Source organism: Pseudomonas sp. MONT-RG-20F-20-E-7-02 (assembly GCF_022662395.1).
Classification (GTDB): Bacteria; Pseudomonadota; Gammaproteobacteria; order Pseudomonadales; family Pseudomonadaceae; genus Aquipseudomonas.
This window is the reverse complement of the sequence record NZ_JAKNQN010000007.1, coordinates 109,053-126,126: the sequence shown is the minus strand read 5'-3', so window position 1 is coordinate 126,126 and position 17,074 is coordinate 109,053. Positions and strand designations below refer to the sequence as shown.

At 60.6% G+C, this 17,074-nt stretch carries 19 protein-coding genes and 4 tRNA genes; 6 read left to right on the top strand and 17 right to left on the bottom strand.

Going from position 1 to position 17,074, the window contains the following annotated elements; translation table 11 throughout:
* Positions 1–6: 6 nt before the first annotated feature.
* Positions 7–696, bottom strand: a complete 690-nt coding sequence (locus tag L8I05_RS20690) for an energy-coupling factor ABC transporter permease (protein WP_242171308.1) — start codon at positions 694–696, stop codon at positions 7–9.
* Complete coding sequence (locus L8I05_RS20685) at positions 693–1,160, bottom strand: FAD/FMN-containing dehydrogenase (protein WP_242171307.1); 468 nt, start codon at positions 1,158–1,160, stop codon at positions 693–695. The genes L8I05_RS20690 and L8I05_RS20685 overlap by 4 nt, the downstream gene beginning before the upstream one ends.
* A 100-nt stretch (positions 1,161–1,260) precedes the next feature.
* Here L8I05_RS20685 and L8I05_RS20680 point away from each other — a divergent pair, with 100 nt between their 5' ends.
* The 3 genes from L8I05_RS20680 to L8I05_RS20670 all read left to right on the top strand — a co-directional run bounded on the left by L8I05_RS20680 (position 1,261) and on the right by L8I05_RS20670 (position 3,512).
* Positions 1,261–1,890: a DUF1780 domain-containing protein gene (locus tag L8I05_RS20680; protein ID WP_083360208.1), complete on the top strand. Its 630-nt coding sequence runs from the start codon at positions 1,261–1,263 to the stop codon at positions 1,888–1,890.
* 89 nt (positions 1,891–1,979) lie between these two features.
* Complete coding sequence (locus tag L8I05_RS20675) at positions 1,980–2,153, top strand: DUF3094 family protein (RefSeq protein WP_064450648.1); 174 nt, start codon at positions 1,980–1,982, stop codon at positions 2,151–2,153.
* Between the two features lie 60 nt (positions 2,154–2,213).
* The gene (locus L8I05_RS20670; RefSeq protein ID WP_242171305.1) at positions 2,214–3,512 is read left to right on the top strand and encodes an NAD(P)/FAD-dependent oxidoreductase; all 1,299 of its coding nucleotides are present in this window, start codon (positions 2,214–2,216) and stop codon (positions 3,510–3,512) included.
* A 59-nt stretch (positions 3,513–3,571) separates the two neighbouring features.
* Here the strand turns inward: L8I05_RS20670 and L8I05_RS20665 are convergent, their stop codons facing one another.
* The 9 genes from L8I05_RS20665 to rluD form a co-directional block, all read right to left on the bottom strand.
* Entirely contained in the window at positions 3,572–4,459 is an 888-nt protein-coding gene (locus L8I05_RS20665; protein WP_242171302.1) for a LysR family transcriptional regulator, read from the bottom strand.
* A gap of 32 nt (positions 4,460–4,491) precedes the next feature.
* Positions 4,492–5,226, bottom strand: a complete 735-nt coding sequence (locus L8I05_RS20660; protein ID WP_242171300.1) for a cysteine hydrolase family protein — start codon at positions 5,224–5,226, stop codon at positions 4,492–4,494.
* Between the two features lie 164 nt (positions 5,227–5,390).
* A tRNA-Pro gene (locus tag L8I05_RS20655) sits at positions 5,391–5,467 on the bottom strand.
* A gap of 94 nt (positions 5,468–5,561) precedes the next feature.
* A tRNA-Lys gene (locus L8I05_RS20650) sits at positions 5,562–5,637 on the bottom strand.
* A 5-nt stretch (positions 5,638–5,642) separates the two neighbouring features.
* Positions 5,643–5,719, bottom strand: a tRNA-Pro gene (locus tag L8I05_RS20645).
* 10 nt (positions 5,720–5,729) lie between these two features.
* Positions 5,730–5,805, bottom strand: a tRNA-Asn gene (locus tag L8I05_RS20640).
* Positions 5,806–6,108: 303 nt separating this feature from the next.
* Entirely contained in the window at positions 6,109–8,673 is a 2,565-nt protein-coding gene (gene clpB / locus L8I05_RS20635; RefSeq protein WP_159954109.1) for an ATP-dependent chaperone ClpB, read from the bottom strand.
* A gap of 131 nt (positions 8,674–8,804) precedes the next feature.
* Positions 8,805–9,530 carry a peptidoglycan editing factor PgeF gene (pgeF, locus tag L8I05_RS20630; RefSeq protein WP_242171299.1) on the bottom strand — a complete coding sequence of 242 codons (726 nt, stop codon included), beginning with the start codon at positions 9,528–9,530 and terminating at the stop codon, positions 8,805–8,807.
* Positions 9,527–10,489 (bottom strand): 23S rRNA pseudouridine(1911/1915/1917) synthase RluD, encoded by a 963-nt coding sequence (gene rluD / locus L8I05_RS20625; RefSeq protein WP_005784662.1) that lies wholly within the window; start codon positions 10,487–10,489, stop codon positions 9,527–9,529. The genes pgeF and rluD overlap by 4 nt, the downstream gene beginning before the upstream one ends.
* A gap of 149 nt (positions 10,490–10,638) precedes the next feature.
* On the opposite strand from rluD, the gene L8I05_RS20620 reads away from it, so the two are divergent.
* On the top strand, positions 10,639–11,664 hold the full coding sequence (locus tag L8I05_RS20620) for an outer membrane protein assembly factor BamD (protein WP_159954107.1): 1,026 nt from the start codon (positions 10,639–10,641) through the stop codon (positions 11,662–11,664).
* A gap of 126 nt (positions 11,665–11,790) precedes the next feature.
* Positions 11,791–12,024, top strand: coding sequence for a PP0621 family protein (locus L8I05_RS20615; protein WP_242171298.1), 234 nt, complete (start codon positions 11,791–11,793; stop codon positions 12,022–12,024).
* Here the strand turns inward: L8I05_RS20615 and thiO are convergent.
* The 5 genes from thiO to pilV form a co-directional block, all read right to left on the bottom strand.
* Positions 12,011–13,120, bottom strand: coding sequence for a glycine oxidase ThiO (gene thiO / locus L8I05_RS20610; protein ID WP_242171297.1), 1,110 nt, complete (start codon positions 13,118–13,120; stop codon positions 12,011–12,013). The genes L8I05_RS20615 and thiO overlap by 14 nt on opposite strands.
* A gap of 62 nt (positions 13,121–13,182) precedes the next feature.
* Entirely contained in the window at positions 13,183–13,584 is a 402-nt protein-coding gene (locus tag L8I05_RS20605) for a type IV pilin protein (protein WP_177016560.1), read from the bottom strand.
* 11 nt (positions 13,585–13,595) lie between these two features.
* The gene (locus L8I05_RS20600) at positions 13,596–14,126 is read right to left on the bottom strand and encodes a PilX N-terminal domain-containing pilus assembly protein (RefSeq protein ID WP_242171296.1); all 531 of its coding nucleotides are present in this window, start codon (positions 14,124–14,126) and stop codon (positions 13,596–13,598) included.
* Between the two features lie 7 nt (positions 14,127–14,133).
* The gene (locus L8I05_RS20595; RefSeq protein ID WP_242171295.1) at positions 14,134–14,841 is read right to left on the bottom strand and encodes a prepilin-type N-terminal cleavage/methylation domain-containing protein; all 708 of its coding nucleotides are present in this window, start codon (positions 14,839–14,841) and stop codon (positions 14,134–14,136) included.
* Positions 14,838–15,338: a type IV pilus modification protein PilV gene (pilV, locus tag L8I05_RS20590; protein ID WP_242171294.1), complete on the bottom strand. Its 501-nt coding sequence runs from the start codon at positions 15,336–15,338 to the stop codon at positions 14,838–14,840. Before pilV ends, L8I05_RS20595 begins: the two co-directional genes overlap by 4 nt.
* A gap of 206 nt (positions 15,339–15,544) precedes the next feature.
* Between pilV and L8I05_RS20585 the strand changes: the two genes are divergently transcribed.
* Complete coding sequence (locus L8I05_RS20585) at positions 15,545–16,075, top strand: GspH/FimT family protein (protein WP_242171292.1); 531 nt, start codon at positions 15,545–15,547, stop codon at positions 16,073–16,075.
* A gap of 4 nt (positions 16,076–16,079) precedes the next feature.
* On the opposite strand, the gene ispH is transcribed toward L8I05_RS20585, so the two are convergent.
* The gene (gene ispH / locus L8I05_RS20580) at positions 16,080–17,027 is read right to left on the bottom strand and encodes a 4-hydroxy-3-methylbut-2-enyl diphosphate reductase (RefSeq protein WP_083360219.1); all 948 of its coding nucleotides are present in this window, start codon (positions 17,025–17,027) and stop codon (positions 16,080–16,082) included.
* Positions 17,028–17,074 lie beyond the last annotated feature (47 nt).

Here is a 17,074-nt window from a genome sequence, read left to right as displayed (position 1 = left end):
CCTGGATCAACGCTGCGTATCGTCGTCCTTCCAGGGCGCCGAGAGATAGCGCGTGCGGTTGAACGTCTCCAGCCATTCCGGGCAAAAAACCACCAGGGCACTGACGACCATGCCGTTGATAAAGGCTTCGGGGAAGATGATCAGCCACAGGTAGCCGACGAAGTCTTCCAACCATTCCGGCATTGCAAAACGGCCGTCGAACCACAGCAGCCCCAATGCCGCCAAAAGACAGAGCAGCGCCGACAGCGCGGCGGCAAAAAAGCCGGAGCAGAAGATATACACGAAGGGATTGCGTGGTTGCGCCCGCTCGACCAGCACCGCGCAGGCCTCGGTCACCAGCACCGGCAACACGATCAGCAGCAAGCCATTAATGCCGACAGCGGCCAGATCCTGACGCCCCAGCAGCACCAACCCGAACTGCGCGGCCAACCCGCCGACGATTGCCAATGGACAATCGAGCAGCAGCGTGACGGCAGTCATGCCGATAAAGTGGTAGGACACGCCGGTATCAAAATCCCGCCGCACCAGCCACAACATGAACAGCGCGAATACCGTGCCGAACAGCAAATGCTGACGCCGACGGTCGGCAAACAGCTCGACCCACGGCGAGCGCAGGATCGCCCACATCACCACCGGCACATACAGCAGCCAGCCGATGCTGAGGGTTTGCGGCGCCAGCACGGCGGCGCTGATCACGGCTTCACCTGCTCCAGTGCCTGGCGCAACTCGGCAGCCGAACTGTATTCATGTTGCGCGACCAACTTGCCGCTATCGAGTTGCAGCCACAGCACCTTATCCACAGCGCCTGGATAACGCGGGGCGACACGCGCATCGCGGTCGAGCATGACTCGGTAGTTGTAGGCCTGCATGGCCGGCACGGCGAACAGCTTGGCAATTAGCCGGGGCATGCGCTGGATATCGGCAACAAACACGGCGTGCCGCGCATCGAGATAGCCTTTGGGCTGGCCTTGCAGCGCAGCATCTACCAGCTTGGCGGCGTCCATGCTGCGCGCCACCAGCAGAATCTGCGCCTGGTCGTCCAGGGTGTAGGCTTGGTCGAACTGGTCGAGCAAGGTCCACGGCGCCACGCGTTCACCGACTTCGATGGCTTGGGCCCACAAGGGCAAAAGGCTCAAAAACAGCACTACAAAACACTTCACCGCGTACTCCTTGGTTCGGATGACAGTCGAGTCGCCAGTCTACACCGGCGTTTTAAAGCAAGACTTCCTGCGGTCATCATTTGGACGCTAAGCTGCAAATATGGATGACTCAGATTACCTGCGCCTGCTCACCGTAGCGGCCGAACAAGCCAATGCGTTCCTGTCCAATGCCCGCAAATGGGAGCGTGAGCGTTGGGTCTGCCAGCGCCTGCTGCAAGGCTTGAATGTGCCCTATCGGGCCGAGGAGTTTCATGCCGCCGGTCAAGAGCCGCCGGATGTGCTGTTTCGCGACGCCAGTTTCGAAGTGTTTTTTGTGCTGGATGAAGGGCGCCGCCTGAACGACGAATGGCGCGATGAACTGCTGCGAAGGCGCAGTGCGTTTTCCCTGAGCCAATTGGTGCGGCGCGAGGCCAAGCCGCGGCGCATCCCGGCCCATGAGTTCCTGCTGCGCCTGGCGCCGACCCTGCGTAAAAAAGCGCACAACTATAAAGAGCGCGGCATGGACCTGGGCGAGCTGGACCTCATTGCCTTCACCAGCCTCAAGCGCGAAGTGCTGGACCTCAACAGCCATTTCCCACCGCCCACCGAATATTTACGCCAGGGCTGGCGCTCGCTGTCGCTGGTAGGGCCGACTTTTGCCCGCGTGCTGTTCGCCCATCCGGATGCACCGGACTTCTTGCGCAACAACCTGGGGCGCAGCATAGTATTCGACGTGGGCATCAGCCTGTGACGCGGGCACAGGCTACGCTTGTGGCGATGCCGCCAATCTCCTGACTGTAACGTGGCGCCCTTTCGCAACGTCTACCTGACGAGGCCTTTATGACCAGCCGCCTGAACCCCGATGACCAACAGCATGTCGAAGAGTACCTGCAACTCTCCCAGAACCGAGTCGAGCGCAAGCCTTTCCGGCCGTGGCTGCTCCTTGGTGTGGTGCTGGTGGCGGTGATCGGGCTTGGTCTGCTGAGCCGCCTTTTGAGTTACCTGACGCTATGAGCTGCCTGGCGCTCGCGGGGGTAACTGCTCCGATTTCTTTTAGCCTTGCGAGATATCCCCATGACCCATCGTATTATTATCGTCGGCGGCGGCGCCGGCGGCCTGGAGTTGGCTACCCGCCTGGGTAAGACTCTGGGCAAGCGCGGCACCGCCAGCATCACGCTGGTGGACGCCAACCTGACCCATATCTGGAAGCCGTTGCTGCACGAAGTGGCAGCCGGTTCGCTGAACTCTTCCGAAGACGAACTCAACTATGTCGCCCAGGCCAAATGGAACCACTTCGAGTTCCAACTGGGGCGCATGAGCGGGCTCGACCGCGAACAGAAGAAGATCCAGCTGGCCGCCACCCTCGATGAAGAGGGCCGCGAACTGGTGCCCGCGCGCGTGCTGGGCTATGACAGCCTGGTGATTGCGGTCGGCAGCACCACCAATGACTTCGGCACCGAGGGCGCGGCGCAGCACTGCCTGTTCCTCGACACGCGCAAGCAGGCCGAGCGTTTCCACCAGCAATTGCTCAACCACTACCTGCGCGCCCATGCCGGGCAGACCGACACCATTGAACAGATCAGCGTCGCCATCGTCGGCGCCGGTGCCACCGGCGTCGAGCTGGCCGCCGAGCTGCATAACGCCGCCCATGAGCTGGCCGCCTACGGCCTGGACCGGATCAAACCGGAAAACATGCACATCACCTTGATCGAAGCCGGCCCACGGGTATTGCCCGCGCTGCCGGAGCGCATTGGCGGGCCTGTGCATAAAACCCTGGAAAAACTCGGGGTCACCGTGCTGACCAACTCGGCGGTCAGCGAAGTGACGGCCGACGCCCTGATCACCAGCAGCGGCCAGGTCATCCCGGCCAGCCTCAAGGTGTGGGCGGCCGGTATTCGTGCGCCTGGCTTCCTCAAGGACATCGATGGCCTGGAAACCAACCGCATCAACCAGCTCCAAGTGCTGCCGACACTGCAGACCACTCGCGACGAAAATATCTTCGCCTTCGGCGACTGCGCCGCCTGCCCGCAACCGGGCACCGACCGCAACGTACCGCCGCGCGCCCAGGCGGCTCACCAGCAGGCGTCGTTGCTGGCCAAGTCGCTGAAACTGCGCATCGAAGGCAAGGACCTGCCGTCCTACAAGTACACCGACTACGGTTCGCTGATTTCGCTGTCGCGCTTTTCGGCGGTGGGTAACTTGATGGGCAACCTGACCGGCAGCGTGATGCTCGAAGGTTGGTTGGCCCGCATGTTCTACGTGTCGCTGTACCGCATGCACCAGATGGCGTTGTACGGTTTATTCCGTACGGCAATGCTGATGCTGGGCAGCAAGATTGGGCGCGGGACTGAGCCGAGGCTCAAACTGCACTGATCGGCTGAATGGCAACAAAAAAATCCCCTTGTCCAACGACAGGGGGATTTTTTATTGGGCTAACTCTGCTGGTAGAACTCGGCCATGTAGTCGACAAATGCGCGCACTTTTGGCGCCAGGTGCCGAGACGGTGGATAGAGCGCGTAATAATGCCGTTCACCCAATGAGTAGTTGGGCAGAATGCGCACCAACTGGCCCTGCGCCAGATCATTGTGCACGGTGGCCTGGGTGAAGCACGCAATGCCAGCCCCGGCCAATGTAGCTGCGTGCAACGCACTGATAGTGTTGGTGCTGAACCGCCCCGATGGCGTGACCTTGACCACCGCGCCACGTGCTGCGCTCAACGCCCAATCCGAAGACGCCCCCATGAACGTCAGCAGGCGATGCTTGTCGAGCTCCTGGGCCGAACGCGGCAGACCATGGCGGCCGATGTATCCCGCTGAGGCCACCAGCACCAGGCTGGAAACCGTCAACGTGCGGGCGATCAATGAGGTGTCCGCCAGGGCACTGGCGATGCGTATCGCGACATCAAACCCGTCGGCAACCAGGTCGACGAACTGATCGTCACAACACAACTGCAGCTCGATATCGGGGTAGCGTCGCTGAAAGCCCGGCAGCCAGTGCGCAAGGTCCAGGGTCCCCACCACCAGCGGCACACTGACTCTCAGTACCCCGGCGGGGCGTTGGTGCCCATGCGCGATGGCCTGGGATGCGGCGTCGATGCGGTCGAGGATATCCACACACGCCGCGTAGTACTGCTCCCCGGCCGTCGTCAGACTGAAGCGCCGCGTATTGCGGTTGATCAGTTGGGCGCCCAGTTCAATCTCCAGTTGCTGCAATTGCCGGGATATCGTCGAGTGCGTGGTGTCCAGGCGCTCTGCTGCGGCAGAAAAGCCTTTGGCTTCGACGATGCACCGAAAGGCGCGCATGGCGGATAACTGGTTCATGAAACGGGCGATCCCAGCGGTTTTAGGGGGAATCAGTTAACCGGTAACGCGATAATTTGCGCGGTGGTCAGCACGGAACCGAAGGTGTCTTCGATTTCAGCCAGCGCCGAGTTGTGCAACTCATCCTTGGTGACCGAACGGCCATCGGCGCGGGTAATCGCCCGGGTGGCAGTGGCATCGGATGCTACCACAACGTCATAACCCAACGGCGCGGCGTCCCGAGCGGCGCCTGCGACACACGCGTGGGTCATCAGGCCACTGATAATCAGCGTTTTGACGCCGGCTTTCTTCAATTGCGCATCCAGGTCGGTGCTGGCAAACACACTGACGGTGGTCTTCTGCACCCGCTTGTCTTGCGGCCGAGGCTTCATCAGCGGGTGAAAATCAACGGTTTTGCCGTTGTTGGCGAATACCGCCGCATCGTCTGGGGCGATGTGCTGCACATGAATGACCTGGATTTTTTCTTTGTCGGCAAACTGGATCAGGCGCTGGGTGTTTTCCAGGGCTTTCATGCCGTCCGGGATCGGCATGCGACCGGTGAAGTATTCGTTCTGGAAGTCGATGACCAGCAAGGCAGTGGTTTTCGGGTCGAGTCGATCGGTCGGCTTGGCGCCCAGCATGGCGCGAATGGTCGGCTGCTTGTTCGCGGCGGCTTCTGCGGCGACGGCATAGTGGCCGAGGCCCATCAGCATGCCGAGCCCCACAAGCGTGGACTTGAGCAAGGCAGGCAACGAGCGCGTGGGTTGAGCGGTAACGGCGAGTGTCATGACGAATTCCTTTGGGCTGGTTGGATTGACGAAGCCCAGTCTAGGAGGCCGCGCCCACCACTCCAACGCACCAATGAACACAATGCCTGTTTGTAAATTGCACAAATAAAGCAAAAAAAAGACAAAAAAAATCCCCGTATCTTTCGATACGAGGATTTTTAATATGGTCGGGGTAAGGGGATTCGAACTCCTGACATCCTGCTCCCAAAGCAGGCGCGCTACCGGACTGCGCTATACCCCGGTAAAAAAAAGGCGACCTCTCAGTCGCCTTCTTCGATCAGCGCTTTTGGCATCTGATCTTAAGATTCGATTCCAGCATTAACTGGTCTCAAAAATGGTGGGTCGTGTGGGATTCGAACCTACGACCAATTGGTTAAAAGCCAACTGCTCTACCAACTGAGCTAACGACCCAAATATGGTCGGGGTAAGGGGATTCGAACTCCTGACATCCTGCTCCCAAAGCAGGCGCGCTACCGGACTGCGCTATACCCCGGTTTTGAAATTGGCTCCGTGACCAGGACTCGAACCTGGGACCCAATGATTAACAGTCATTTGCTCTACCGACTGAGCTATCACGGAACTACATATTTCAAATGTACAACTTTTACTGCGATGTAACCTTCTCTTCGACCCGTCCGTATCGCTACGTTCATGTCTCTGAGGCGCGCTATTCTACAATCTTAAAAACCCCTGTCAACCCTTTAAATTGCTTTTAAGACAATGATTTGCGCTTCTTTCTGATTTCTTCTTGGGGAGAAGAAACCCGTGGGCTGACGTTGCTGCGGGGCGCACTTTACAAGCCTTTGCCTTACAGTTCAACGCCCTATCGAAAAAAAAGGCCCCGCAATGCGGGGCCTCCTCTTATCGCCATGCAGGCTGGGCTCAGTGGAAGACGATTTCGTCGTTTTCCACGGTGGCCGCAACGCTGGTCCCCGGCATGAAGCTGCCCGACAGGATCAACTGCGCCAGCGGGTTCTCGATCCAGCGCTGGATCGCACGTTTAAGCGGCCGTGCGCCATACACCGGGTCGTAACCCACCGCGATCAGCTTGTCCAACGCCTCGCTGCTCAGCTCCAGGTCCAGCTCGCGCTCGGCCAGACGGCTGCGCAGGCGGCCCAACTGGATCTCGGTGATGCCCGCGATCTGATCCCGCGCCAGAGGCTCGAAGATCACCACTTCATCGACCCGGTTGATAAATTCCGGGCGAAAGTGCGACGTCAGCGCATCCATGACCGCAGCACGCTGTGCTTCACGATCGCCGACCAGCTCCTGGATCTGCGCCGAGCCCAGGTTGGAGGTCATCACGATCACCGTGTTGCGAAAATCCACGGTACGCCCGTGGCTGTCCGTCAGACGGCCATCTTCCAGCACCTGCAGCAAGATGTTAAACACATCCGGATGGGCCTTCTCGACCTCGTCCAGCAGGATCACCGAGTAAGGCTTACGCCGCACGGCTTCGGTCAGGTAACCGCCCTCCTCGTAGCCCACGTAGCCTGGTGGTGCGCCAATCAAGCGCGCCACCGAGTGTTTCTCCATGAATTCGGACATATCGATCCGCACCATGGCCTCTTCGGTATCAAAGAGGAACTCGGCCAAGGCCTTGCACAGCTCGGTCTTGCCCACGCCGGTTGGGCCGAGGAACATGAACGAACCGCTCGGACGGTTCGGGTCGGACAAGCCGGCCCGGGAACGCCGTACCGCGTTGGACACCGCCACCACCGCCTCTTCCTGGCCGATGACGCGCTGGTGCAACAGGCTTTCCATTTTCAGCAGCTTGTCACGCTCGCCCTCGAGCATTTTCGACACGGGGATGCCGGTCCATTTCGAGACGACTTCGGCGATTTCTTCCTCGGTCACCTTGCTGCGCAGCAGCTGGTTCTCGGGCTTGCCGTGCTGGTCGACCATTTGCAGGCTGCGCTCCAGGTCGGGGATTACCCCGTACTGCAACTCGGCCATGCGGTTCAGGTCGCCTTTACGGCGCGCGGCTTCCAGCTCCTGGCGCGACTGCTCGATCTTTTGCTGGATCTGCGCAGAACCCTGCACTTCGGCTTTTTCCGAGGTCCAGATCTCTTCGAGGTCCGAATATTCACGCTCCAGCCGCACGATTTCTTCCTGGAGTTTTTCCAGGCGTTTCTTCGCAGCCTCGTCCTCTTCCTTTTTCAGCGCCTGGGATTCGACTTTCAGTTGAATCAGGCGCCGATCCAGGCGGTCGAGCACTTCCGGCTTGGAGTCGATCTCCATGCGAATGCGGCTGGCCGCTTCGTCGATCAGGTCGATGGCCTTGTCCGGCAACTGACGGTCAGTGATATAGCGATGGCTCAACTTGGCCGCCGCAATGATCGCGCCGTCGGTAATCGCCACCTTGTGGTGGACCTCATAGCGCTCTTTCAGGCCACGCAGGATCGCGATGGTGTCTTCTTCGCTCGGCTCTTCCACCAGCACTTTCTGGAAACGACGCTCAAGCGCTGCGTCCTTTTCAATGTACTGGCGGTATTCGTTGAGCGTGGTCGCGCCAACGCAATGCAACTCGCCACGAGCCAGTGCCGGCTTGAGCATGTTGCCCGCATCCATAGAGCCTTCGCCTTTACCGGCGCCGACCATGGTGTGCAGTTCGTCGATAAACAGAATGATCTGCCCTTCCTGCTTCGACAGTTCGTTGAGCAGGGATTTCAGGCGCTCCTCGAACTCACCACGGAACTTGGCACCCGCGATCAGCGAGCCCATGTCCAGGGACAGCAGGCGCTTGCCTTTGAGGCCGTCCGGCACCTCACCATTAATGATGCGTTGGGCCAGGCCTTCGGCAATCGCGGTTTTACCCACGCCAGGCTCACCGATCAGCACCGGGTTGTTCTTGGTACGACGTTGCAACACTTGAATGGTGCGACGAATCTCATCGTCACGGCCGATCACCGGGTCCAGCTTGCCTTCTTCGGCACGCTTGGTCAGGTCGACGGTGTATTTGTCCAGGGCCTGGCGCGACTCCTCGTGGTTCGGGTCGTTGACTGCCTCACCGCCACGCAGGTTGTTGATGGCGTTCTCCAGGGCCTTTTTGCTCACGCCCTGGCCCAGCAACAATTTGCCAAGCTTGCTGTTGTCGTCCATCGCGGCCAGCAGCACCAGTTCGCTGGAAATGAACTGGTCACCTTTTTGCTGGGCCAGGCGATCCGCCTGGTTAAGCAGGCGCGCCAAGTCCTGCGACATATTCACGTCGCCGGTAGGGTTTTGGATTTTCGGCAGTTGGTCGAGCTCTTTGCTCAACTCCTTGCGCAGGCTGTTGACGTCGAAGCCCACCTGCATCAGCAAGGGTTTGATAGAACCACCTTGCTGCTCCAGAAGCGCCTGCATCAAGTGCGCAGGCTCGATGGCCGGGTGGTCGAGGCCCACCGCCAAGGATTGAGAGTCTGATAGAGCCAACTGCAATTTGCTGGTTAAACGATCAATACGCATTAGTCACCTTCCTTTTGAGCAGGCCGGAGCTGTAAATACATCCTGAATGAAGAAACCTGCCAGATACCCCTATAGATGTGGTCGATTCTGGGAGATTCAAGCGGTGGATAGTTGACGCAGATCAGGAGAGTCTAGCGGTCAAGCCAGATCAGGGAGGCAAACCGACCGGTGCGAGCGCTGCGGCGGTAAGAAAAGAAGCGTGGGTCGGTCACGGTGCAGAAACCACCACCATAAACAGCAGTGACACCGCGAGCGGCCAGGCGCAGGCGCGCCAACTCATAGATGTCGGCCATGTACTTGCCAGGGTTACGGCTTGGTACAAAGGCTTGGGCAGTGATCGGCAATTGCTGCACAAAGGCTTCGCGCACTTCCGGGCCGACTTCAAAGGCGTGCGGGCCGATGGCCGGGCCGAGCCAGACCAACACGTCGTCGGGCTCGGACTCCAGGCGCTCGAAAGCCGCTTCGAGCACGCCTGCCGCCAAGCCACGCCAGCCGGCATGGGCAGCGGCCACACGCGTGCCGGCACGGTTGCAGAACAACGCGGGCAGGCAATCGGCGGTCATTGATGTGCAGGCAATGCCGGGGATGCTGGTCCAACTGCCATCGGCTTCGGCGGTGCGCGACGGATCAGCTTCGACCACGGTGGTGCCGTGGACTTGGCGCAGCCACGCAGGCTGAATATCAAAGGCATCGGTAAGGCGACGGCGATTTTCAAGAACGGCCTCAAGGCTGTCCTCGACATGATCGCCCAAATTGAGGCTGTCGAACGGCGCCAGACTGACGCCGCCCGCTCGTGTGGTGACGCAGGCTTTCACCCCGGCCGGCGCGGGCCAGTCAGGAATCAGCCAGTCACTCATCCGATAAACGCCTCGCGATCCTGCTTGAGCAGCGACAACAACCAGACCAAATCGTCTGGAAGTGGCGATTCCCAGCTCATCCGCTTACCGCTCGTCGGATGATCCAGCTCCAGGAAACGTGCATGCAGTGCCTGGCGCGGGAAGGATTTCAGCGATTCGACCATGGTCTGGCTCGCCGCCGGCGGAATACGGAAGCGACCGCCGTAGGCCGGATCTCCGACCAACGGGAAGTTAATGTGCGCCATGTGCACGCGAATCTGGTGCGTACGACCGGTTTCCAGCTTCACCCGCACGTGCGTGTGGGAGCGAAAACGCTCCAGTACACGGTAGTGGCTGACGGCTTGCTTGCCGCCTTCCATCACCGCCATACGCTGGCGCTGCTGGCCGTGGCGGCCGATAGGCGCGTTGATCTTGCCGCCTGCCACTACCACGCCGATCACGATGCATTCGTAGATGCGGCTGACGCTGCGACTCTGCAATTGTGTGACCAACTGCGTCTGGGCCTGGATAGTCTTGGCCACCACCATCAGGCCGGTGGTGTCCTTGTCCAGGCGGTGCACGATGCCGCAGCGCGGCACATTGATGATGTCCGGCACGTGGTGCAACAGGGCATTGAGCAAGGTGCCATCAGCGTGCCCGGCTGCCGGGTGAACCACCAGGCCTGCGGGTTTATTGATGACCAGGATGTCGTCGTCTTCATAGACGATGTCCAGCTCGATGTCCTGGGCGACCCATTCTCCCTGGGCTTCCTGCTCGGCAGTCAGCTCAAGAATCGCACCGCCATGGACTATGTCTCGCGGGCGGATAACCGCTCCATCCACAGTCAGGCGGCCGTCTTTGATCCAGGCGGAAAGGCGCGAGCGCGAGTGCTCAGCGAATAATTGTGCGGCGACTTGATCGAGGCGTTGGCCGCCCAATTCGGACGGCACCTCTGCGCGAAGTTCAATTTTATCGGACATGCTCAGACTAGGCGTGGCACAGCCTTTGGTTTCGGCTGCGCGCTTGTGGTTAAATACGGCGTCTTTTGCCCCGAGGCTTTCAACGGGGCGCTCATCATAACAGGACGGCCCCGCCCAAGACAGCGGCCGTCATAGGGACGCAAGCCGCCATGCAAGTGAAACACCTGCTGCTGATCGCCATCCTCGCCATGACTGCTGCTTGCTCGTCAACAAAGGAAGTCGTCGACGAAAACCTGAGCGAAGTCGAGCTGTATCAATTAGCTCAAAAAGACTTGGACAATAATAGCTACACCAGCGCCACAGCGAAGCTGAAGGCCCTGGAGTCGCGCTATCCGTTCGGGCGCTACGCCGACCAGGCACAGCTCGAGCTGATCTACGCCAACTACAAGAACGCCGAGCCGGAAGCTGCCAAGTCCGCCGCCGAGCGTTTTATCCGTCTGCACCCGCAGCATCCGAACGTGGACTACGCCTACTACATGAAGGGCCTGACCTCGTTCGACCAGGACGTGGGCCTGCTGGCGCGCTTCCTGCCGCTGGACATGACCAAGCGTGACCCGGGCGCTGCCCGCGACTCCTACAACGAGTTCGCCCAGCTGACCAGCCGCTACCCCAACAGCCGCTACGCGCCGGACGCCAAGCAGCGCATGATCTACCTGCGCAACCTGCTGGCGTCCTACGAGATTCACGTGGCCCACTACTACCTGACCCGTCAGGCGTACGTGGCAGCCGCCAACCGTGGCCGTTATGTAGTGGAAAACTTCCAGGAAACCCCATCCGTGGGTGACGGCCTGGCAGTGATGACCGAGGCTTACCAGCGCCTGCACCTGGACGCCCTGGCGGCCACCAGCCTGGAAACCCTGAAACTCAACTACCCGGATCACCCAAGCCTGAAAGACGGCCAGTTCGTGCCTCAGGTTGCCGAAGCGGACAACCGTTCGTGGCTGAGCAAGTACACCCTGGGCCTGATCGAATCCCGTCCACCGCTGCCGCCGGGCGAAACCCGCGCCAACCAGGACGTGATGAAGCAGTACCAGGACGCCAAGGAAGCCATTCCTTCGGAGCTCAAGCCGCACGACGAAAACGGCGACGTGATCGAAGAGCAGGAGCCGCAGGCACTCGGCAACAATCAGGACCGTTCGTGGTTCAGCTACATGACCTTCGGTGTGTTCGACTGATTGTTCGATGCAACGCAAAAAGGGAGCCCCTCGGGGCTCCCTTTTTTATGGGCCAGCATTATTGCGCTGTGCGCCTGCTACGACCTTGGCTAAACTGGCGCATTCCTTGTCGAGAAACTGCCCATCATGCTTCGTCTACTGTTCTGGATTGCCGTCATTGCTGCCGCGGTATGGTTCTGGCGCAAATTCAAAAGCCCGTCTGCCAAGCAGCAACGCAGCGGCGAGCCCGACGCAGCCTTGATGGTGCGCTGCGCCCACTGCGGCGTGCATTTGCCGCAGGATCGCGCACTGAGTTCAAACCGACAGTGGTACTGCACCCAGGCACACCTGGAGCAAGGCCCGAAGTCTATCCAGCGTTGAGCCGACCTTCAGGCGCATAGGGCGCCGGGTCGATGATCGGTGTGCGCCCCAGCAACAAGTCGCAAAACAACTGGCAGGATGCCGGCGCGAGCACCAGGCCATTGCGGTAATGCCCGCAATTGAGCCACAGCCCTTTGAGGCCTGGGACTTCACCGATGTAGGGGATGCCCTCCGGTGAGCCGGGCCGCAGACCCGCCCAATGCCCCACGACCTCGGCGTCCGCCAGCGCGGGTATCAATTGCACCGCAGAAGCCTTGAGGCTTTCCAGCGCAGCGTCGGTTGGGGTCTTGTCGAACCCTTCATGTTCAAGCGTGCTGCCGATCAGAATGTGCCCATCACGCCGCGGGATCGCATAGCGCCCCTTGGCCAGGACCATGCTCGACAAGAAATCTGACGCGCACTTGTACAAAATCATCTGGCCTTTGACCGGCTCTACGGGAAGTGCCAAGCCCAGTTTGCCCAGTAGTTCTCCGCTCCAGGCACCGGCCGCCAGCACGACCTGACCCCCAAGGATCGGCCCCGCAGCCGTGTTCACGCCCACGACGTTTTCGCCCTCGAGGACAAAACCGTTCACCTCACACTGCTCATGGATAGTCACGCCGGGTAACGCCGACAGCGCCGCCTTGAGGGATTTGACCAGGCGCGGGTTGCGCACATTGGCCACGTCCGCCATGTAGACCGCCTGGGAATACCCACCGCCCAACACCGGCACCGCGTCGTGGGCAGCCGACACATCCACTTTGCTCAACGGCCGGCCTTCACGGGCAGCCCAGGCCAGTGCTTCGGCCTCGTCGTCCAGGTCCAGCCAGTACAGACCCGTGGTATGCACCTCTGGATCAACGCCCGTGGCGGCGAACAACCGCTGCGCCAGTTGCGGATAAAAATCCTGGGACCAATGCGCCAGAGCCGTAACCGCCGGGCTGTAGCGCCACGGGTACAGCGGCGACACAATGCCGCCGCCCGCCCAGGAAGACTCCTGCCCAAGCCCCGCGCGCTCCAACAGCGTGACTGCCTGCCCCTGGGTGGCCAGGTTGTACGCCGTCAACAACCCGATTACTCCGCCACCGACAATCACCACTTGCTGTTGCTTAGCCATCATTTGATCCAGCCGATAAAAAGGGAAAAGCGCACTCGGCGCCCACTCATCCAGCACTCTCATCATTGCCCCCAGCACGCCTTGCGCGACATGTCAGGCGCCGCGCCCGGATTGCTGCGCACGCCGGAACTGCTCAAGCTGAACTCACCGCAAGGGTCGCCTGCCATGACTGAGCCGACTGCGGGCGCGGCCACCAGGTGAAATTCCTGAGGGTTTAATACTGCGCTGATTCTATAGCGTTCATTGCCCACACTGACGCCGCTTGCATCAATAAAAGTGCCGTTGCGCGTGTAAAAGCGCTCCAGGTAGTGGACTTGCTCAGACAACAACGCAACGATCTCTGCGCGGTAGGCTTTTTTTACATAGCCGGTATAGCCGGGGTAGGCGACTGCGGCCAGTAACGCGACGATCGCAACAGCGATCAGTAACTCGATCAGGGTAAAACCTTGGCAATCCTTGCCCATTGATACGCTCCTTATTGAAGTTGACGCCATAAAACTCGACGAAATCTCGGACCTTGCGCTTCGTTGACCTGCGCATATACCGTCTCCAGCACCGTGCGCGATTGACCACTGAGCCCGACAGCCGTCACGCGGAACAACGCGGCAGGCGTTTGCGCGGGCAGACCAACCACGCCCTCTCCCTGCCCCAGCGATTGAACGCCATACAGCCCGCCCTTCAGGGCAGCCCAATTAACGGCTGAAACAGGGTTCGCCCCGGCACCCACCACCGAAAACGCCTCCTGCGGGGGCGCGCAGGCCCTGATCGACTGGCAGAGCGGCAGCACCGACCCTGTGCGTTGCACGATCAATTCACCCAGCCTCAGCCCACTTTCAGCAGTCTGAAATGATTGATTACGATGCCAGATGCCACCGGCAATCTTTTGCTGGGATACAGCCCCTTGCATCGATGCCAGGCCGATCAGTGATAACACCAGCAGAAACACCAGGCTGATCACCAGGACCATGCCGGTCTGACGCAGGTAAAAACCGTGATAGCTGAGCATAATCACCCTACCCCAGCCGATTGCGCAGCGCGGCCACGACGCTGTAGACCTGGTCCTGAACACGCCCGGCCGGGTCTCGCAGCGTCATGTGGATGCGCACGCTGCGTATCAACGATTCGTCCGCCGGGCTGGCGTCATAGCGCACCACCCGCGTTGCGCCGGGCTTGGCCGCTAGACCAAAACTGATGTCGAACGCCTGAACGTTATCCACCAGCACCGTCCTGGCCGGCGCTGCGGGTGTACTGACCTTCAACTGCCCGGCTTCAAAGGTGTACGTGAGCTGGCGTAGCGCAAACCGGATCTGCCCAGGCGCCGGTGGTGGCGAGCTGCCCGCATACGCCTGGGCTGTACCGGTGCAATCGGAGAGCACCGTCCAGTCGGGCTTGCCGCCCTCGCCTCCCGAATCGGCGGTGACCAGCGTCAGTGACCTGGCGCTCCCTGCGGTACTCCATCTGACCGGCCACTCAAACGCGGCCGGTGCGTTATCGATATAGGCCGTCGCCAGGCAGCCAAACATGCCCGCCTGGCGCACATCCTGAATGATCTTGCCCAGCACAAACCGCGCATCATCCTGCAGCAACATGGCGGCCTGCTGGCTGGCATGGGTGGCCCGTGCGCTGATGACGACCTGGCTGACCCCGAGTATCAGCACCAACCCGATAGCCAGCGCCAGCAACAACTCCACCAGGCTGAAACCCCGCGCACAGCGACTCATTGCGCCACCTCCCGCGCGCCGGCAATGCGGCTGGTGAGGGTGAAGGTTTCCCGCGCGCCGCGGCTTTTCGCTGCCCTGGCATCATCCCAACTGATACTCACGGTGACCTCGCTGCCGCTGACCACCACAGAGCCTTTGGCGCTCGCACCGGCAAAGCCGATGATATTGGCTTCGAAATCATGCAGGTCCAGGTCACGGACGCTGGCGGTAGCCGTACTGGGCGGCCCACCTTCGTTTCGGCCCCCTTCGTTTCGGCCCCCTGAGTAATCGGCACCCGAGTTGGCCCGAACGCGGTCGAGCATGTCGTAGGCAATGAAGCTGGCCTGGCTGATCATCCTTGAGCTGTCGGTGTAGGTGAGTGCATTGAGCTGGATAACCGCCGCGCCCAGCAGGCCAACGGCAAGAATCAGCACAGCCACCAGTACCTCGATCAGTGTCATGCCGGATTGGCGCCGGGGCAAAGCACGGGCAGCGTTTGTGTTGGGGCAAACAAGCATTACCGTCGTCATCCGTGTCGAAGGCCGAAAAAAAGCAGGAGAAACCTGCTGTGCGGCCCAAGACTAGCGTCGGTTTTGGGCTGGCGCTGCTCTCGGAACAAAGGGAAATACTTTGGACATAAAGGCCATCACTGCACACCCGGAGAGAGGCGCTATACCTAGGCCTATCACCTGAAACACTGACTACGTCCACGGAGGGACGGCACATGAGACAATGCGGCTTCACCCTGATTGAACTGCTGCTGAGCCTGCTTCTGAGTGGCATCCTGGCGAACCTGGCAGTGCCGGGTTTCAGGGGTTTGCTTGAGTCGCAGCAACGACAAACCGCTGCGCAGTCGCTGGCCAGCGGGCTGCGCTACGCCCGCACCGAGGCGATTGCGCGCAATCGTGCGGTGGTCATTCATGCACGGCAGGAGGACTGGAGCCTGGGCTGGCGAGTGATCGTGGACGAAAGCGGACGCGGCCACTCGGACGACAACAACCCCGTGCTGTTGGAACGACAGGACAGCGGAAAAATACCGATTGTCGGGAATGGGCCGGTCAAGAGCCAGGTGCGCTTCAGCGGCTTGGGCGAACCGATATTTTCAGCCGGAGGTTTCCGCGCAGGCACCGTGCATGTGTGCGACACGGGCCAGGCGCAAAGCCTGTTTCAGGTAGTACTTGCCCCCAGCGGGCGCATCAGCCTGCGCAGCGACACCACCGAGCAGGCGCTGTGCCGGAAGGACTCCGGCACCTAGGCACTCAGAGCAGCGAGCGAACCCGCAGCTCCTTGGGCATCGAGAACGTGATGTTCTCTTCACGACCGGCCAACTCATCGGCGCCCGTGGCACCCCAGGCCTGCAGTTGCTGGATCACGCCGCGCACCAGCACTTCAGGAGCCGAAGCGCCCGCGGTGATGCCGATACGCTCGACGCCGTCGAACCAGCTGCGCTGCATATCTTCAGCGCCGTCGATCAGGTACGCGGGCGTGGCCATGCGTTCAGCCAGCTCGCGCAGGCGGTTGGAGTTGGAGCTGTTGGGGCTGCCGACGACCAGTACCACATCGCATTCGTCCGCCAGTTGCTTGACCGCGTCCTGGCGGTTTTGCGTGGCGTAGCAGATGTCGTCTTTGCGCGGGCCACCGATGGCCGGGAATCGCGTGCGCAGGGCATCGATTACGCGGCTGGTGTCGTCCATCGACAAGGTGGTCTGCGTGACAAAGGCCAGGCGCTCTGGGTTTTGCACTTGCAGGTTGGCGACGTCTTTTTCGTCTTCCACCAGGTAGATCGCGCCACCATTACTGGCGTCGTACTGGCCCATGGTGCCTTCGACTTCCGGGTGACCGGCGTGGCCGATCAGGATGCATTCACGGCCGTCGCGGCTGTAACGCGCGACTTCGATGTGCACCTTGGTGACCAGCGGGCAGGTGGCATCGAATACTTTCAGGCCACGGCCGGCAGCTTCGGTGCGCACGGCCTGGGAAACCCCGTGGGCGCTGAAGATGACGATGACGTCGTCCGGCACCTGATCGAGTTCTTCGACAAAGATGGCACCGCGCGCGCGCAGGTCTTCAACCACAAATTTGTTATGGACGACTTCATGGCGCACGTAAATCGGCGGCCCGAAGACTTCCAGGGCGCGGTTGACGATTTCGATCGCCCGGTCCACACCAGCGCAGAAGCCACGGGGGTTGGCGAGTTTGATTTGCATGCTGTGCCTCGTGTCTTGCAGGGCAAGAAATTGGATCGACTCAACTC